The organism is Modestobacter lacusdianchii (assembly GCF_054177765.1).
The window spans coordinates 21,023-38,801 of sequence record NZ_JBJJTJ010000006.1; the positions used below are offsets into that span (position 1 = coordinate 21,023).

Consider the following 17,779-nt stretch of genomic DNA (forward strand, 5'->3'; position numbering starts at 1 on the left):
ACCCGGTGTCGGTGGCGCTGATGTCCCACTGATGCCGGCGACCGCCCTGAGGCGGTCGCCGGCACCAGCGGGGTGGTCCGGTCAGATCTCAGTTGCGACGGTTCCTGAAGTAGGAGACGTCGTCGTTGCCGATGAGGTCGGGCACGGTCCAGCCGTCCAGGTCGTACTCGTTGAGGCATGCCTCGGCCAGGCCCTTCATCGCCCCGGTGGTGCCCTGGGCCTCGGCGGCGAACAGCAGCTCGGCTTTGACGTTCTCGTGGTTGCCCGAGTAGTTGCGCTCGTACAGCTCGTGGCGGCCACCGAACTCGCTGCCCACCGCGTCCCAGAGGGCCTTCATGACCTTGACCCGGTCGACGGCGTCGTAGCCGTTGGAGCCGCGGACGTACTTGTCCAGGTAGGGCCGAACTTCGGGGGTCTTGAAGTCCATCGAGTGGGAGTTGAGGTAGATCAGCCCGCTGGCGACGTCGGACTCGATGATCTCCTTGATCCGGGGGTAGGCCTGGATCATGAGCATGCGGTAGGTCAGGCCGTAGTCCAGCTTGGGCAGCAGGGCGCCGTTCTCCCAGCCGTCGGGGTTGCGGGCCATGGCGTCGGCGAGGGCGTAGAAGGTGTTGCGCCAGCCGATGACCTCACCGACCCGGGTCTGCACGCCGCGGAAGTCCTTGCTGCCGGTGATCTCCAGGGCCTTGAGCAGCAGCCCGGCGATGAAGTCGATCTTCGTGGCGAGGCGGATGCAGCCGTGGAAGGTGAACCGGGGGATGAATCCGGACACGGGGAAGAAGCCGTTGATCTTCTCGACGTCGCCGTAGAGGAAGACGTTCTCCCAGGGGACGAGGACCTTGTCGAAGACGAAGATCGTGTCGTTCTCGTCCATGCGGGAGGACAGCGGGTAGTCGAAGGGGCTGCCCATGACGGCGGCCTGCTGGGTGTAGGAGGTGCGGCAGATCAGCTTCACGCCCGGTGCGTCCATCGGCACCGTGCAGATGACGGCGAACTCCTTCTTTTTGATGGGGAGTCCGTAGTGGGCGATGAAGTTGTAGTTGGTGATGGCCGAGCCGGTGGCGACGACCTTGGCGCCGGAGACGATCAGGCCGGCGTCGGTCTCGCGCTCGACGCGCATGAACACGTCGCCGACCTCGTCGGGGGACATGTTGCGGTCCACCGGGGGGTTGATGATGGCGTGGTTCCAGTAGAGGACCTTCTCCTGGGACTCCTTGTACCAGCGCTTCGCGTTGTCCTCGAAGGGTGCGTAGAACTCGCTGTTGGCGCCCAGGGTGCCGAGGAAGCTGGCCTTGTAGTCGGGGCTGCGGCCCATCCAGCCGTAGCTCATCCGGGCCCAGCCCTCGATGGCGTCGCGGTCGGCGAGCAGGTCCTCCACCGAGTGCGGGCTGCGGAAGAAGGGGTGGGTGACCCCACCGTTGCCGGTGTCGGTGGGGACGGTGAGCTTCTGGTTTTGCGTCGGGTCGTGCAGGGCGTCGTAGAGCCGGGCGGTCATCCGCACCGGGTTGCGGAACGCGGGGTGGGTGGTGACGTCCTTGACCCGCTCGCCGTAGATCCAGACCTCGCGGTCGTCCTTGAGGCTCTCGATGTATTCGTCACCGGTCATTGGGCGGGTGGCGGTGGGCTTGTCGAGATCGATGGCGCCCGTGGTCGGGGCGATCGGGCGGTCTTCCTGCAGCGTCACGAGGGAACCCTTCTTCGTCGGTGGAGACGGGTGTTCGATCTTCCGGTGGGGTGGTGCTCGTTCTCGATGGCCAGCCGTTGTGGCTGGCAGATCAGGAGGCGACTCGGTCGCGGTGCGCCGGGAGGGCGGTGAAGGTGGTGGCCGCGTCGAACCAGCCACTCTCGGGAGAGTCGAGGGAGGCGCCCCAGTGCGCGCTGGGGCGGGGCTGGCCTAGCTCGCGGAACTTGCCGCCGAAGAACAGCAGCGGATCCCGGTCGCTGACGTCGATGTCGGTGACCTCGCCGATGACGATGAGGTGGTCGCCGCCGTCGTAGGTGCGCCACGGCTGGCAGGAGATGGTGGCCGCGTTGCCGAGCAGCACCGGGCTCGTCGGCCCCTGCGCCCATTCGGGTGCGGGGTCGGCCGGTCGGCCGGCGAAGTGCCAGGCCACGTCGACCTGGTCGGCGGACAAAACGTTGACCGCGAACGGGGCGCCCTCCAGGTAGGCGCATGCCTTCGACTGGCGGGTCAGCGTCACCTGGCACAGCGCCGGATTTAGGGACACCGCCGTGAAGGCGTTCACGGTGGCCCCGTGCGGGACGCCGTCGTCCTTGGCGCACGTCACGACGGTGACCCCGGTGGCGAACTTGCCGAACGCGTTCCGGACGACTCTGGGCTCCATTGCACCGTCCCTTCCTCCGAACGCTGTGCGTACATATTGCACGCAGTGCGTCGTGAAGGGGAGTGTGCCGCCGGTCACGGCGGTCGTCAAGCACTTGCTGCTCAACACGTGGGAAAGACTGAGGGCATGGCGGCGAAGGACCCAGACGAACAGGCGACCGAAACGACGGGCGCAGCGGGATCGGACCGCGACTACGTCCAGTCGCTGGACCGCGGCCTGGCGCTGCTGTTGGCCATCGACGGGGAGCACCCCGACCCCACCCTGGCCGAGCTCGCCCAGCTGACCGGCTTCTCCCGCCCGGCGGTCCGCCGGTTCCTGATCACCCTCGAGCGGCTGGGCTACGTGCGAGCCCACGGCGGTCGGTTCTCCCTCACCCCTCGCGTCCTGTTGATCGGGCAGCACTACACCGAGTCCCACGCGCTCATCGGCGTCGCACAGCCCCACCTGCTCCAGCTGGCCGAGCGCACGGGGGAATCCGCGTCGTTGGCGGTCCTGGACGACGCCGAAGTGGTCTACGTCGCCCGGGTGCCCGTGCGGCGGATCATGAGCATCAACGTCCAGATCGGCACGCGGATCCCGGCGCACGCGACGTCGATGGGCCGGGTGCTGCTCGCCTGGGCCCCAGCGGCAGTGGTCGACGACGTACTCACCCGGCGACCTCCAGTAGCGCTCACGGCGAACACGATCACCGACGGCATCGCCATCCGGGACGCGCTGCACCTGGTCCGGGAGCAGGGGTGGTCCATCGTGAGCGAAGAACTGGAGCCCGGTCTGCTCTCAGCATCTGCCCCCGTGCGTGACCGCAGCGGCACGGTCGTGGCCGCGCTGGCCACATCGACCTCGACGGGGCGCTCGAACCCTGACGAGCTCCAGCGCGAGGTCATCCCACTCCTCTTGGAGACCGCGAGCCGGATCAGCAGCGAGCTTGGCTTCGGGCCAGCTCAAACTCGGCCGACCGCTTACGAGGGCTTCTACTGATCCGGGCCGCGACCAGGATTCGCTCGACCGCATCGCCCCCAGTCAGCTGACCCGCTCGAACACCGCGGCCAGGCCCTGGCCGCCGCCAATGCACATCGTCTCCAGCGCGTAGCGGCCCTCCCGCCGGCGCAGCTCGTGGGCCATCGTGGCGAGGATCCGGGCCCCGGTGGCGCCGACCGGGTGGCCCAGCGAGATGCCCGACCCGTTGACGTTCACCCGCTCCCGGTCGGCGTCGGTGAGGTCCCAGGCCGCCAGGCACGCCAGCACCTGGCTGGCGAAGGCCTCGTTGAGCTCGATCAGGTCCATGTCGGCCAGCGTCAGGCCCGTGCGGGCCAGCGCGGCGGCGACGGCGGGCACCGGGCCGATGCCCATCGTCTCCGGCGCCACCCCGGCCACGGCCCAGCCACGGAGGGTCAGGAACGGGTCCCAGCCGCGGCGGTCGGCCTCGGCGCGGGTGGTGACCAGGCACATCGCGGCGCCGTCGTTCTGCCCCGACGCGTTGCCGGCGGTCACCGTGGCCGCGGGGTCGACCCGGGCCATGACCGGGCGCAGCGCGGCCAGGTCCTCCATCGTCGTCCCCGGCCGGGGGTGCTCGTCCTCGGTGACCGTGCGGGCCGGCGCCTTCCGGGTGCCGGGCACCTCGACGCCGACCACCTCGTCGGCGAACCGGCCCTCGGCGATCGCCGCACCCGCCCGCTGCTGGGAGCGCAGCGCCCACGCGTCCTGCGACAGCCGGTCCACGTCGTGGTCACGGCGGACGTTCTCCGCGGTCTTCAGCATGCCGCCGGGCACCGGGTGGTGGATGCCGCCGGCGGTCTCCCGGGCCCGGGCCAGCCGGTCGTGCAGCATCGTGCCGTCGCCCCGGACGCCGGTGCGCAGGCCCAGCGCGTAGTGCTCCACCTGGCTCATCGACTCCACGCCGCCGGCCACCACGGTCGTCGCCGCGCCGGTGGCCACCTGCATGCAGGCGTAAAGCACCGCCTGCAGCCCCGAGCCGCAGCGCCGGTCGACCTGCAGCCCGGGGACACCGGTGCCCAGCCCCGCGTCCAGCGCCGCGATGCGGCCGATCGCCGGCGCCTCGCCGTTGGGGTAGCACTGCCCGAGGACGACGTCGTCCACGTCGCCCTCGCCCAGGCCGTTGCGCGCGGCGAGCTCGCGCAGCACGGTGGCCGCGAGCGAGGCGGCGGTCAGCCCGGCGAAGACGCCGCCGAACCGGCCGACCGGGGTGCGCAGCGGAGAGCAGATGACGACGTCGTCGAGACTCATGACCGGAGATGGTGCGCTACGGCTGTTGTGTGGCTGCGGTCAGCCGGGGTCTGCAGCCCAAGGTTGGCCCGGCCCAAGCGTGTCCGCTGACCACCATCAGCGTGCTGCCGCGATCCTTTAACCCCCGTATGCGTTCCTACGAAATTTGGCTCACAACGTGGTCCGAAACCGGCGCCTACTGCTTTGTGCCGCCCGGGGTCTGATTGCTTCCGCATCTATGGTTACCCGATACACGAGGCGTTGAAGACGAACATTCGGGGCCTCGTCACGCTCCTGGGGTCCGACGTGCGACCACGGCCCGAGCGTGGATCGCTCGGCACATACGGTTTCACATGCGGCCGCAGACAGCTCCAGACACGGGGACCGTCGAGGATTGTTCGGACCCTTGTGTCTTCCGCTGCCCCCCACCCCGAGGAGCTGCACCATGAGCGCACCCACCATCCGCACCGTGACCCTGCCCGATGGGGCATCAGTCCCGGCACTGGGCCTGGGCACTTGGTACATGGGTGAGCAGTCCGCCACGCGGGCCACCGAGGTGGCCGCATTGCGCACGGGCATGGACTGCGGCTTGACGCTGATCGACACCGCCGAGATGTACGGCGACGGCGCCGCCGAGGAACTCGTCGGCAAGGCCATCGCGGGGCGGCGGGACAGTGTCTACCTCGTCGGCAAGGTGCTACCCAGCCACGCCACCCGACGAGGGACAGTGGAGGCATGCCAGGCCAGCTTGCGGCGATTGGGCACCGATCACCTCGACATGTACCTGCTGCACTGGCGCGGGCGAGTGCCGCTTGCCGAGACCGTGGCCGGGTTCGAGGACCTGGTGCAGGCCGGGTTGATCAGGGGTTGGGGTGTCAGCAACTTCGACGTCAGAGACCTCGACGAGGTGGCCTCGGTGCCGGGCGGGGAGCGCGTGCAGACCGATCAGGTGCTCTACAACCTCAACCGCCGCGGACTCGAGTACGACCTCCTCCCGAGATGCCGCCAGGCCGGCGTGCCCCTGATGGCCTACTCCCCGGTCGATCATGGTCGGCTGCTCGGGAACCCCGCGGTCCGCGACATGGCCAGCGCCAAGGGGGCGACTGCGGCCCAGCTGGCCCTCGCCTGGGTGCTGCGACTCCCCCAGGTGTTCGCTGTCGTGAAAGCCTCCTCTCCCGCGCGGGTGACGGAGAACCGCGCCGCCATGGAGATCAGCTTCAGCACCGCAGAGTTGGAAGAACTCGACCGGATGTTCCCACCGCCATCGAGCAAGGTGCCGCTCGAGATGCTCTGATGGCTGCCAGTTCCAGTCATTGAGGCCTCGGAGGTTGAGGCCTCCGAGGTTGAGGCCTCGGAGGTTGAGGCCTCGGCGGTTGAGGCCGTCGACTCGGCTCTCCCAACCACCAGCTCGAGACCAGGGCCACCTGCAGAGACGGTCGTCACGGTGGCAGATGGTCACTGGAGCGAGCGTCCTCGCCGACATCGACGAATCCCCAGATGGACGCCGTGGGGATCGGCATGACAGTGTCGAATGGACCGGCACGCTGGACAAGAGAAGTCGGCCCGAATGTTGGTCCATCCTCCGCCCTAGCGGCGTTCCGGTCATCGTGACAACGCGAACCACCGAAGGAGAAACCCGAGATGGCGACACAAGTCAGCAAAGCCCTTCTGGTGCGCCTTGAGGCGCTACCTGGCAGGGAGGACGACGTCCGCGCTTTCTTGAACCAGGGGCTGTCGATAGTCGAGGGGGAACCCGCGACCGTCAGGTGGTTCGGCATCCAGTTCGGACCCTCCTCGTTCGGGATCTTCGACGCCTTCCCCGACGACGAAGGGCGCCAGGCGCACCTGTCGGGTGCGGTAGCACAGGCGCTCGGCGAGAACACGGGTGTGCTCTTCGAGGCACCCGTGATCGAGCAGCTCGACGTCGTCGCCGAGAAGCAGCCCGCATAGAACAGGCGGCGCCCGCGGTGGGTTCGCCCGCCGCGGGCGGCTCGCGGATGTCTCAGCGCCTGCCGACAACGTCCCACCGCGGCGCGCTGCCATGGGCGACCGCGAAGGCAAGAACCGAAGTCTTCACTCCTACCGCGTCGATCACGACTGCGGGTTCTGAGCAGCGCCGAGCTCAGCATCCGGACGTCGACCACGGAGACGACGCAGCTGCATCCGCTCCGCTGGGCACCTGGCCGAGGTCGCCGCCATGGTCGCATCTCGGTTCCCGCCACCAGCAGGCTTCGCCAGGGGCGTGGTTCTGCCTGTGGAGGGCGGACGCACCACCACAGGTGCCCCAAGGCTAGTGAATGCCCTCGCAGTCATGACGAGGAACGCTTGAACCGCCCCGGCATGTCCGGAGACTCATCTGTCTGTGACCCCGGCGGTCGTCAGGGTCGGTTGTTGAGCGTAGTGAGCGTCCTCCATCTGGGCCGGGGGCATGTCGCCGCAGTACTGGTAAAGCCGTCGGTGGTTGAACCAGTCGACCCATTCGGCGGTGGCGACTTCGACCTGGTCGACGCTGCGCCAGGGTCCGTGGGCCTTGATCAGTTCGGTCTTGTAGAGGCCGTTGATCGTCTCGGCCAGGGCGTTGTCGTAGGACGATCCGACCACGCCCATCGAGGGTCGGATGCCGTCGGCGGCGAGCCGTTCGCTGTAGGCGATCGACGTGTATTGACTGCCGTGATCATGGTGGGCGATGACCCCGCTGACGTCGCGGCATTCCCGCGCCCGGGTCCAGACGGCGTGGTCGAGGGCGTCCAGCACGAGCTGGGCGGTCATCGTGGTCGCTGAGCGCCAGCCGATGATCCGGCGGGCGTAGGCGTCGACCACGAACGCGACGTACACCCAGCCGGCCCAGGTCGACACGTAGGTGAAGTCGGCTACCCATAGCCGGTCGGGTGCCAGCGGCCCGAACTGCCGCCCGACCAGGTCAGCTGCCCGCGGGGCGGCGGGGTCAGCGATGGTGGTGCGCTTGACCTTGCCGCGCACCGCCCCGGTGAGCTGCAGCTCGCCCATCAGCCGCTCCACGGTGCATCGGGCGATCGGTGGGGCGCCGGCGGGGCGTTCGCGATTGAGGGCCAGCCACACCTTCCGGGCGCCGTAGACGCCGTAGTTGGCTGCGTGCACCCGGGCGATCTCGGCCCGCAGCGTCTCATCCTGCAACTGCCGCTTGGACGGGGTCCGGGCGCGGTGTTCGTAGTAGGTCGCGGGGGCGATCTTCGCGCCCAGCTCGGTGAGCTGGGCGCAGATCGTCTCGACACCCCAACGCAGACCCTCGGGTCGCTCACCGACGTGGGTGTCGATGAACTCCACGATCAGCGAGATGGCCGGTCGAGTTCGGCCGCGAAGAAAGTCGACGCCGCCTTCAAGATGGCGTTAGCGCGCTTGAGCTCGGCGTTCTCCCGCTTCAACCGCTTCACCTCAGCCGATTCCTCGCTGCTCACCCCGGGCCGCTGCCCGCCGTCGATCTCGGCCTGGCGGCACCACTTGCGCACCGTCTCCGCCGTGCCGATGCCCAGCAGCTCGGCGACCCGGCCCATCGCCGCCCAGTCCGAGCCGTGATCGCCCCTGACTTCGGCGACCATCCGCACCGCCCGCTCACGCAACTCAGCGGAGTACCTCGTGGTCGAACTTCCTGCCATGACTCCATCCTTCCCAAGCGATGAAGTCTCCGGACATGCCGGGGCGGTTCACGCTTGCTGAGCGATCGAGCTGAGGGGCCATGTGGTTGCGATTGCTGGCCAGGCCTCAGGCACTCCTGGGGCTGCGGCGATCGCAGCTACCCCTGGTCACACCTCTCGTACGGGACCCGGACCAGCTCTAGCGGATGTCTTTCCGAAGTGACACTGGCGGGGCAGGACCGGTGGTCCCGGGACAGTCACTGAGTCAGGCGATAGGGGTCCGGTAGACGAACCCGGCCGGGAACACCGCGAGGAAGATCAGGTGCCCCTCGTGCGCCGTCCCTTGAGACCCTGGCATCGGCCGGTGCGGCGACCCTGCCCGCCGCTCTGACGATCGAGTACGGCGCCGCCCGCCGCGGCGGAGTCCACCCCGGCGACGCCGTGCTGCTGACTGCGCCCCCGCCAGTATCGCCCTGGTGGGCGTGCATTCGCGGCACAGTCTGGCGACCACCAAGCGCTCAGGTGTCAGTTGACACGACTTTGCGCAACCGCCGGGGGGCTCTGGACCTCGGCGGCTTGCTAGCCAGCCGTACCCACCAGGAGTGGCGGATGAGCTCCATCGGCTCACACTGGCGGGTGGCAACCAGGCGTCGGGTCCTTGTTCGACCCGACGCCCGGTCGGCGGTCTCAGCCCCTGGTGGGGTTGAGGACGACCTTCGTCCAGCCCTGGTCGCGGGCGTCGAAGTGCCGGTACGCCTCGGGCGCCTCGTCCAGACCCAGATTGTGGCTGACCAGCTTCGAGGGCTGGGCCTTGCCCTGGTGGATGAGCCGGGCCAGTGCGCGGTTGTAGTTCTTCACGTTGGCCTGGCCGTTGCCGATCGTCTGGCCCTTGAACCAGAACTTGCCGTAGTCGAAGGCCAGCTGGCCCTTCTTGGCGAGCTCGTCGGATGCGCCCGGGTCCTCGGGCAGGAACAGGCCGACGACGCCGATGGTGCCGGTGGCCTTCACGACCTCGACCAGGCCGTTCATGGTCATGTTGGGCTGCTCGACGCCCTGGCTGTCGTGCGCCTGGTAGCCGATCGCCTCCACGCCACGGTCGGTGCCGCGGCCCTTGGTGGCGTCCTTGATCTGCTCGATCGGGTCGCCCTTGCTCGAGTCGATGCCGATCGCGCCGAACTCCTCGGCCAGCGCGAGCCGCTCGGCCAGGTGGTCGATCACGTAGACCTCGCTGGCGCCCTGCAGCACCGCCGAGTAGCCGGCCATCAGCCCGACCGGGCCGCCGCCGTAGACGGTAACCGAGTCGCCGGGAGCGACTTTCGCGAGCCGGGTGCCGTGCCAGCCGGTGGGGAAGATGTCGGCGAGCATGACGTAGTCGTTCTCCTTCTCTACGCTGTCCTCGGGGAGCTGGAGGGCGTTGAAGTCGGCGAAGGGCACCCGCAGGTACTCGGCCTGGCCACCGGCGTAGCCGCCCATGCCGGCGAAGCCGTACGCGCCGCCGGCCACGCCGGGGTTCACGGTGAGGCAGAAGCCGGTGCGGCCCTGCTCGCAGTTCTCGCAGAACCCGCATCCTATGTTGAACGGCAGCACGACGCGGTCGCCGATGCTCAGCTTGGTGACGCCCGAGCCGACCTCGACGACCTCGCCGAGGTTCTCGTGGCCGATGACCATGCCGGTCTCGAGGTCGGTCCGGCCCTCGTACATGTGCAGGTCGGAGCCGCAGATGTTGGTCGCGGTGATCCTGATGACCGCGTCCGTGGGCTGCTCCACCGTGGCGTCGGGGACCTGTTCGACCGCAACGTCGCGGGGGCCATTGTAAACGAGTGCGCGCATGGTGTCCTCCAAAAACTAGTGCATGAGCGCGGGGGTACTTGGAAACATCGCCCCCAGCGCATGTGGTGCACCATCGGACTGCCCCAGCTCAAGGGGGCTCAACCATCGTGAGCGGTACTCACCACTGTCCTACTGCTCATGGATCTGGACGCAACGCCAGTTGGCCCCGAGTCAACCCAGCGAAGGCCGACGACGATGTAGTGGAGTTGACCCGCTTCGGTGGACACCCTGAGCTTGGGCGCATCGCCCGAGGAAGGGGTCCTGATGGGCCGACCGAGCAAGTACTCCCCGGAGTTCCGGGAGCAGGCCGTGGAGTTGGTGAGAGCGACCGGGAAGACGGTGGCTGAGGTCGCTCGTGACCTGTCGATCAACGACACGACGCTGGGCAACTGGGTCAAGGCCGACCGCGCCGAACGAGGCGAGCCGGACTCGAGCGGGCTGCTGCCGCTGACCGCTGAGGAGCGGGCCGAGCTCACGAGGCTGCGGCGGGAGAACGCCAAGCTCAAGACCGAGCGGGAGATCTTGAAAAAAGCGGCGGCCTTCTTCGCGACGGAGTCGACGAGGTGACGCGGTTCGCCTTCATCGACCAGGAGAAGGCCTGCTACGACGTCGCCGCGCTGTGCCGGCTGCTGAAGGTCAGCCGGTCGGGTTTCTACGCCTGGGCCTCCCGTCCGCCCTCGGCGCGGGCGGTCGCCGACGCGGTGCTCACCGAGCAGATCCGCACCGCCTACGACGACAACCGGCAGGTCTACGGGGCGCCGCGGATCCACGCCGAACTCGCCGCCGCCGGCCTGCGCGTCGGGCGCAAACGCGTCGCCCGGCTGATGCGCGAAGCGCAGCTCGAGGGCTGTCACCGGCGCAAACGACCCTTCGGCATCACCCGTGCCGACCCGCGGGCGGAGGCCGCACCGGACCGGGTCGACCGGAAGTTCGTCACGAGCGCCCCGAACCAGCTGTGGGTGGCCGACGTGACCTACGTGCCCACGGTTCAGGGCTGGCTGTACCTGGCCTGCGTCACCGATGTGTTCAGCCGGATGATCATCGGCTGGTCGATGGCCTCGCACCGCAAGACCGACCTGGTCGTCGACGCGGTCACGATGGCGGTGCACCGCCGCGGCGGCCGGGTGCCCGGCGTCATCCATCACAGCGACCGCGGCGGGGAGTACAGCTCGCACGCCCTGGAGCGTGAGCTGCGCCGGCACGGCGCCCTGGCCAGCATGGGGTCGGTCGCGGACTGCTTCGACAACGCGCTGGCCGAGAGCTTGTTCGCGACGCTGGAGTGCGAGCTGTTCGACCGCCAGCCCGGCGGCCGGTTCGCGACCCGCCGCGAGGCCAAGCTCGCCGTCTTCGACTACCTCGAGACCTTCTACAACCCCCGCCGGCGGCACTCCGCCCTCGGCCAGACATCGCCGGCCGCCTTCGAGGCCGCGCACACTGTCAGCACCGCGGCCTGAACCTCAGACCGCATCAACGACGTGTCCACCGAAGCGGGTCAACTCCAGTAGTCGTCCCGTTGAGCAAACGGTCGGGCGGCGTAGTCCACAAACCCCGGTATTCGGTCCTACAGGATCCGGCCCAATACCTGGTCCGAAATTGCTTGTCTGCTAGAGGTGCACGCCGGTGAGGACGAGGGACCGGTCGTAGGTGAGATCGTCCATCGCGTATCGGACTCCCTCACGTCCAATGCCTGACCCCTTGGTGCCGCCGTAGGGCATCTGGTCGGCCCGGTAGCTGGGGACGTCCCCCACGATGACGCCGCCGACCTCGAGGTCACGGTGGGCGCGGAACGCGGTGGCGATGTCGTGGGTGAAGACCCCGACCTGGAGTCCGAAGTCGGAGTCGTTGACGGCGGCGAAGGCCTCATCGAGTCCGTCAACGGCGCGCAGGGACAGCACTGGGGCGAGAACTTTGTCGCGGTCGACGCGGGCGCCGGGGGGCACGTCGACCAGCACGGTGGGTTCAAGGCGGGCGTGGTTGCGGCCGCCGCCGGTGAGTGTGCGGGCCCGCCGTCTAGGGCCTCGGTGATCCAGGCGTGGGCACGCTGGGCGGCCCGTTCGTCGATCATCGGGCCCAGGGTCGTGTCTTCCGCCTCGGGGTCACCCAGCACCTGGGCTTGGACTTCGGCGACGACGAGATCGCGCAGCTGGTCGAAGACGCTGCGGTCCGCGATGACTCGTTGCACCGAGATGCAGGACTGGCCGGCTTGGCCGACCCCGAACGCTGCGATGCGTGCCGCGGCGCGCTGCAGGTCGGCGGGGGTGTTCCAGTCGGCGCAGATGACGACTGCGGCGTTGCCTCCGAGCTCGAGGGTGACGTGCTTGCGGGGCACACGGTCGCGGATGCCCCAGCCGACGGGTCCCGACCCGGTGAAGGACACGACCGGTAGTCGCGGGTCGGCCACGAGTGGGTCCATGCGGTGGTTGGGCACGGTGAGGATTGACCAGGAGCCTGCCGGGAGGTCGGTCTCGGCGAGAAGGTCGCCTAGGAACAGCGCTGACAGCGGGGTGGCCGGTGCGGGCTTGAGCACGATGGGTGCGCCCACGGCCAGGGCGGGGGCGACCTTGTGGGCGACCAGGTTGAGCGGGAAGTTGAACGGAGTGATGCCCAGGACGGGGCCTCGGCTGACCCGCCGGTTGAGGGCGACGCGGCCTTCGCCGGAGGGATCTGTGTCCAGGCGCTGCAGGTCACCGACCCAGCGGCGGGCTTCCTCGCCGGCCAGGCGGAACGTTGCGGCGGCGCGGTCGACTTCGGCGCGGGCCCAGCGGATGGGTTTGCCGCCTTCGGCGACGATGACCGCGGCGAGCTCCTCGCGGGACTCGGTGAGCCGGCGGGAGACGCGGGCGAGGGCGTCGGCGCGGCGGTGTGCGGGCAGCCCAGCGAACTCAGCGGCGACCTGGCGGGCAGCCGCGACGGCGGTTTCGACGTGCTTGGGGTCGGCGACAGTCACGTGCCCGGCGGGGTCACCCCCGTCGGGGCGGTTGACCGGTTGGGTCTGCGATCCCCAGGCCTGGGCGCCGGCGACGCGGATGGGGGTCGAGGTGGGCTGCACTGAGGTCCCTTCGGTGAACTGCCGGGCATGACGACACTGCAGGTGGCCGACCCTCGGCGGGTCGGCCACCTGCGGTGGTAAGTCAGGCCGAGACGGCCTGCTTCTCGTGCTTGTCCTGCAGCAGCTGCAGTGCCTGGATGAGGTAGGTGCGGAACACCGCGTGGTTCTCACTCATCGGGAAGTGCCCGATCGCGGGCATGTAGATGAAGGAGCCGTTGGTGATGGCGTTGGCGGTGCGCTCGCTGTCCTCGGGGGTGGTGAGGTAGTCGTACTCGCCGGTCATCATGACCACCGGGCACTTCTCGCCGTCGATGTCCCCGAGCTTGCCGCGCAGGTCGTGGTCGACGGAGTAGAAGTGCAGGTCGCCCTTGAAGGCCTCGGAGCCCTGGGTGTAGTAGAACCAGGTCTTCCACCGGTCGGCCTCGGGGGACTGGGGTGCCATTAGGTCCCAGGTGCCGCTGGCGCAGACCTGGGCGGCGTTGGCGTGCGGGTGCTGCCACCAGTCCAGGTAAGAGCCGGGGGAGTAGTCGGCGCCCTCGACGCTCAGGACGCCGGCGAACCGGTCGGGTCGGCGCAGCGCCAGCTGCAGGGCCACGTTCCCGCCGAAGGAGGAGCCCATGAAGATGGGGTTTTCCAGCTCGAGGGCGTCGGCCAGGGCGACGATGAAGTTGGAGTAGTGGTCAATGGAGAGCTGGTACTCCTCCTTCCACCACTCGGTGTTCTCCGGCGGGTCGGACTTGCCGTGGCGGGGCAGGTCGTAGGCGATCACGCGGTAGTTGGCGGTGATCTCCTCGTCCTCGAGCAGGCCGCGCCACTGGTGGTTGTGGCAGCCGGCGGTGTGCTGGCACAGGATCGGCTGGCCGGTCCCGTTCTCCAGGTAGAAGACCTTGTACTCCAGGCCGTCGACGTCCACGGTCACGTAGTGGCCGGTGACCGGCGAAATCTTGCTGTTGCTCATGGTGGTTGTTCCTTCCTCAGACCGGGGAGCCGACGACGCGCAGGAGTTCGACTTGGCGGGTGATGCAGCGCAGGTTCTGCATGAGGACCAGGATGTCGCCCTCGAGCTTCATGTCGCGCTGGAAGCTGGCGGCCCAGATCCCGTGGAACATCGCGGCGGGGGTCTCCTCGCCGAACTCCCGCCAGGTCTGCGCCGAGGCCCGGATCGCGAACTGGTAGGCCACGTCCAGCGGGCCGGGGTCCACGGTGACGTGGGTGACCTTCCCGGACTCGACCTGGATCACGTAGCTGCGGTCGGTGGCGTCCAGGAGGTAGGAGCAGGTGAAGTACTTGCCGTGCGCCTGGATCTCGGGGTCGTTGTTGCTGGCGTCGGTGAAGGCCGTGGCCCATGCTTCGGCCGACGGGGCGCGGGTGGGCGCACTCATCGTTGAGTCCTCTCTGAGATGAACAGGATTGGCCGGCCGGGGCTGTCCCCGTGGCGGTCGTCGTCATCAGACGGTGGCGCGCCCCACACGTCCAATACCTGCTTCCTACGGACCTATAGGCACCGTCTATTGGTGTTCGCGCAGGCCAGGGCCTAGCTCCAGGTGGTGCCGGATACCCCTGAGCTGCGTTCGCTCCGGTACTTCGTCGCCGTGGCCGAGGAGTTGCACTTCGGGAAAGCCGCCACCCGGCTGCACATTTCTCAGCCCTCCTTGAGCGTCCAGATCCGCAAGCTCGAGCACTCCCTTGGGGCCCGTCTGTTCGAGCGCACCAGCCGGCACGTCGAGCTGACGGTGGTCGGCAAGGTGCTGCTGAATGAAGCCCACCGTCTTCTCACCGGTGCCGATCGGCTGGTCGCAACGACCCGGGAAGCCGCGCGCGGGGTCCACGGCACGTTGGTCGTCGGGTTCCAGGGCAACGCCGCCGCCGAGCTGACCCCCAAGATCCTTACCGCTTTCCAGACCCGGCACCCGCGTGTGCAGGTCGAGATGCGTTCCCACGACTTCGCCGACCCCTACGTCGGGTTGGTCAACGGCAGCGTCGACGTCGCCTTCGTCCGGCCTCCGTTGCTGGTGCACGACTGGCTGAACATCGAGACCCTGTTCATCGAGCCCCGCCTGCTGGTCACCTCCACGGCCTCGGAGCTGGCTGGCCGGCCGCGGGTCAGCGTGGAGGAGGTCGCGAGCGAGGCCTTCGTCGGGCGACGTGCCCCGGAGTACTGGCGGGATTCTTGGCTCGCCACCGACAGTCGGGGCTCCCATCCCGTCAAGCTCGGCGCCGACGTCGGCAGCGTCGACGAATGCTTCGAAGCCATCCTGGCCGGCCGCGGGGTCGCATTCACCCAGGCCTCAACCCAACGGTTCTACGACCGCCCGGGACTGACCTTCATCCCGGTCGACGGCCTGCCGCCCTCCACCCTGGCCATCGCCTGGCGCAACGACATGGACGCCCCACCGGTCAACGACTTCATCGAGACCGCTCGCATGCTCGCCGCCCTCGACCTCGTCCCCGGTGCCCTGGCCCCACCTGCACCAGGGCTCGTCTCTGCACCGGCACTGTCGCTGGTGCAGGGCGACGCTGTATGACCACGAACCCCCGTTTGTGAGCTACTGGACTCATGTTCGATGCGTCCGGCCAATGTGCTGGTCGCTCACGAAGACTGCTGACCGAAATCCGTGCCGAATTCAACGGACCACAAACCCCCAGGTCCTGGGTTTTGATCCGACAGCAACTCACTTACTTCACCATTGATTGTTGGAGGAGACCGCAACACGCTTCTTGGCGTTCTGACCGACAGCAAAGTCATCGGCAATCAGGAGGCGAGAGCGCCTCCTGATGCAGACGGCCCGGCAGTCCCCACCCCGAGGTGTGCCATGAGTAGCAGTCGCGGGATTAGCAGGCGACGTCCGACGCGGAGAGCGGGTAGGTCGCCGTTGTTCATCGCTCGCGAGACCGTGCGCACGTCCACCCCCAGGAGTTCTGCGGCCTGGGCGACGGTCACTACTGCCGAGCTGCTGTTCACCAAATCATCCAGGTCCATCGACATGGCCGTCCTCTCGCCGGTGCCGTCCAATCACCGCCTCGACCTGGGTGCTTCGAGGCAACCGAGTTGGTTGCTCGTTTAGGTGCCGCCGAAGCCCCCCTGATGACGGCTGCCCGGCGGACGCCGCGCTGGGGCTCGAGGGTTGGCCGGTTCCTGTCACGCACCCGCGCTGGCCGCCACCTCTTCCTGTGGGTAGCCCACGCCGTCCACAGCTTGCGGCTTCCGCCCCTGCTGCCGAGCTCCAGGGCCTTGCATGAGCCCGTGGCGGACAACGGCCTGTCGGGCCAAAGGAAGTAGGCGAGGAACACCGTGGCGAGGACGAAGAGGCGGCAAGCAGGTGAGGGTGGGATCAGCGAGTACCAGACGTCGACTGGCACCAGGTTCCTCATCAAGTACAACGCCATCCGACCGGACGGCTCGACCAAGGTGGTGCTGAAGAGAGGATTCGCCACCCGACGCGAGGCTGCCGCCGCCCTGCGGACCGAGGTGCGGAAGGTCGAGACCGGTGAGTGGGTCGACCTGTCGAAGGAGACGTTGGCTGCATACCTGCACGAGTGGATCGGCGCTCAGCGGTTGGCGCCGTCGACGAAGTCGAGCTACGAAAAGAACATCCGACTCCACGTCGACAAGTACATCGGCCGGACTCCCCTTGACCGCTTGACCGCGATGTCGATCGACACCTGGATGCGGAAGCTCGAATCATCCGGCCGGGCGGACGGCAAGGGCGGACTGTCCGCACGGACGGTCCGTTACATCTTCACCATTCTCCGTTCCGCCCTCAGCGACGCCGTCAAGCACGGGCACCTCGCCGTTAACCCGACAGACCGGTGCAGCCCACCCACACCCTCGCAGGCTCGCCCACCGGAGATGCTCGCGTGGACGGCCGTCGAGCTGGCGCGATTCCTGACGTGGAGCGAGTCGTTCGACTCCGACGCGGCGATGGCGTGGCGGGTCCTCGGATTTACCGGCATGCGTCGCGGTGAGGCCCTCGCGCTCCGGTGGAGGGATGTCGACCTCGACGTCATGCGCGTGGCGGTCCGGCGCAGCGTGGGGTTGGTCAGGACGAAGGACAGGGGAGAGGAGCTCGTGGAAGGCCCCACCAAGACTGGCCAGTCGCGCGTCGTCGACCTGGACGCCGGCACAGTCCAAGAGCTGCGCTCGTACAAGAGCCGCCGGTCGAACATCTCAGCGGAGCTCGTCCGCGACAGCGCCCTGGTGCTGGGTGGTCTCGACGGCGCATACCGGCACCCCGAGCGGTTCTCGCGGCGGTTCAATAGCCATGTCACCCGCGCCCGCCGCGCCTTCGGAGAGGACAAGCTTCCCCGGATCCGGCTGCATGACCTCCGGCACACCCACGCGACCCTCCTCCTGGCCGACGGCGAGCCCGTCAAGGTCGTGTCCGAGCGGCTAGGGCACGCCAACGCCACGATCACCCTCGGCGTCTACCAGCACGTGCACCCAGGCATGGGCCGGCAGGCCGCCGACCGGTTCGCGGCGCTCCTCGATGACCCCGAATGAGGTCCGAAGTATCACCGGGGTATCACGGGCCACGAAGTGGGGTTCGAACGGTAACGCCCCGGCCCCCTGACCTGCAGGAACGCCGGGGCGATGTGGTGTCCGAGGGGGGACTTGAACCCCCACGCCCGATAAAGGGCACTAGCACCTCAAGCTAGCGCGTCTGCCATTCCGCCACCCGGACAAGGTGGGCACTCCGCGGAGCGCCTGGACGAGCATAACC

Annotated in this window: 14 protein-coding genes, 1 tRNA gene and 1 pseudogene; 6 read left to right on the plus strand and 10 right to left on the minus strand. The window is 68.5% G+C overall.

The annotated features are described in order from the left end of the window. Positions 1-88 precede the first annotated feature (88 nt). On the minus strand, positions 89-1,684 hold the full coding sequence (locus ACJTNH_RS05800) for a 4-hydroxyphenylacetate 3-hydroxylase family protein (protein ID WP_458173512.1): 1,596 nt from the start codon (positions 1,682-1,684) through the stop codon (positions 89-91). 91 nt (positions 1,685-1,775) lie between these two features. After that, a complete protein-coding gene (locus ACJTNH_RS05805; protein ID WP_458173514.1) occupies positions 1,776-2,345 on the minus strand; it encodes a flavin reductase family protein in 570 nt (189 codons plus the stop codon). A gap of 45 nt (positions 2,346-2,390) precedes the next feature. Here ACJTNH_RS05805 and ACJTNH_RS05810 point away from each other — a divergent pair, with 45 nt between their 5' ends. Further along, positions 2,391-3,323, plus strand: coding sequence for an IclR family transcriptional regulator domain-containing protein (locus ACJTNH_RS05810; RefSeq protein ID WP_458173516.1), 933 nt, complete (start codon positions 2,391-2,393; stop codon positions 3,321-3,323). 42 nt (positions 3,324-3,365) lie between these two features. Here the strand turns inward: ACJTNH_RS05810 and ACJTNH_RS05815 are convergent, their stop codons facing one another. Further along, positions 3,366-4,589, minus strand: a complete 1,224-nt coding sequence (locus ACJTNH_RS05815; protein ID WP_458173518.1) for an acetyl-CoA C-acetyltransferase — start codon at positions 4,587-4,589, stop codon at positions 3,366-3,368. Between the two features lie 424 nt (positions 4,590-5,013). On the opposite strand from ACJTNH_RS05815, the gene ACJTNH_RS05820 reads away from it, so the two are divergent. After that, complete coding sequence (locus tag ACJTNH_RS05820; protein WP_458173520.1) at positions 5,014-5,862, plus strand: aldo/keto reductase; 849 nt, start codon at positions 5,014-5,016, stop codon at positions 5,860-5,862. A 347-nt stretch (positions 5,863-6,209) separates the two neighbouring features. After that, positions 6,210-6,518: a putative quinol monooxygenase gene (locus tag ACJTNH_RS05825; protein ID WP_458173522.1), complete on the plus strand. Its 309-nt coding sequence runs from the start codon at positions 6,210-6,212 to the stop codon at positions 6,516-6,518. Between the two features lie 402 nt (positions 6,519-6,920). Here the strand turns inward: ACJTNH_RS05825 and ACJTNH_RS05830 are convergent. Then, a protein-coding gene (locus tag ACJTNH_RS05830; protein ID WP_458173524.1) for an IS3 family transposase occupies positions 6,921-8,200 on the minus strand; the annotation gives its coding sequence in 2 pieces (ribosomal slippage) (positions 6,921-7,912 and positions 7,912-8,200; 1,281 coding nt in all). A gap of 666 nt (positions 8,201-8,866) precedes the next feature. Then, entirely contained in the window at positions 8,867-10,009 is a 1,143-nt protein-coding gene (locus ACJTNH_RS05835; protein ID WP_458173526.1) for a glutathione-independent formaldehyde dehydrogenase, read from the minus strand. A 264-nt stretch (positions 10,010-10,273) separates the two neighbouring features. Between ACJTNH_RS05835 and ACJTNH_RS05840 the strand changes: the two genes are divergently transcribed. Beyond that, positions 10,274-11,463 (plus strand): IS3 family transposase gene (locus ACJTNH_RS05840; RefSeq protein ID WP_458173528.1). Its coding sequence is split into 2 segments (ribosomal slippage): positions 10,274-10,544 and positions 10,544-11,463, totalling 1,191 coding nucleotides; the frame shifts between segments, so codons are not numbered across the junction. A gap of 150 nt (positions 11,464-11,613) precedes the next feature. Here the strand turns inward: ACJTNH_RS05840 and ACJTNH_RS05845 are convergent. The 3 genes and pseudogenes from ACJTNH_RS05845 to ACJTNH_RS05855 all read right to left on the minus strand — a co-directional run bounded on the left by ACJTNH_RS05845 (position 11,614) and on the right by ACJTNH_RS05855 (position 14,440). Continuing rightward, a pseudogene (locus ACJTNH_RS05845) lies at positions 11,614-13,229 on the minus strand (aldehyde dehydrogenase family protein). Next, on the minus strand, positions 13,141-14,016 hold the full coding sequence (locus tag ACJTNH_RS05850; protein ID WP_458173530.1) for an alpha/beta fold hydrolase: 876 nt from the start codon (positions 14,014-14,016) through the stop codon (positions 13,141-13,143). Before ACJTNH_RS05850 ends, ACJTNH_RS05845 begins: the two are co-directional and overlap by 89 nt. 16 nt (positions 14,017-14,032) lie before the next feature. Beyond that, entirely contained in the window at positions 14,033-14,440 is a 408-nt protein-coding gene (locus tag ACJTNH_RS05855) for a hypothetical protein (RefSeq protein WP_458173532.1), read from the minus strand. Between the two features lie 165 nt (positions 14,441-14,605). On the opposite strand from ACJTNH_RS05855, the gene ACJTNH_RS05860 reads away from it, so the two are divergent. Further along, complete coding sequence (locus tag ACJTNH_RS05860; RefSeq protein WP_458173534.1) at positions 14,606-15,583, plus strand: LysR family transcriptional regulator; 978 nt, start codon at positions 14,606-14,608, stop codon at positions 15,581-15,583. A 227-nt stretch (positions 15,584-15,810) separates the two neighbouring features. Here the strand turns inward: ACJTNH_RS05860 and ACJTNH_RS05865 are convergent, their stop codons facing one another. Then, entirely contained in the window at positions 15,811-16,044 is a 234-nt protein-coding gene (locus ACJTNH_RS05865; protein ID WP_458173536.1) for a helix-turn-helix domain-containing protein, read from the minus strand. 306 nt (positions 16,045-16,350) lie between these two features. On the opposite strand from ACJTNH_RS05865, the gene ACJTNH_RS05870 reads away from it, so the two are divergent. Next, a complete protein-coding gene (locus ACJTNH_RS05870; protein ID WP_458173538.1) occupies positions 16,351-17,559 on the plus strand; it encodes a tyrosine-type recombinase/integrase in 1,209 nt (402 codons plus the stop codon). Between the two features lie 93 nt (positions 17,560-17,652). On the opposite strand, the gene ACJTNH_RS05875 is transcribed toward ACJTNH_RS05870, so the two are convergent. Continuing rightward, positions 17,653-17,740, minus strand: a tRNA-Leu gene (locus ACJTNH_RS05875). Positions 17,741-17,779: the final 39 nt, after the last annotated feature.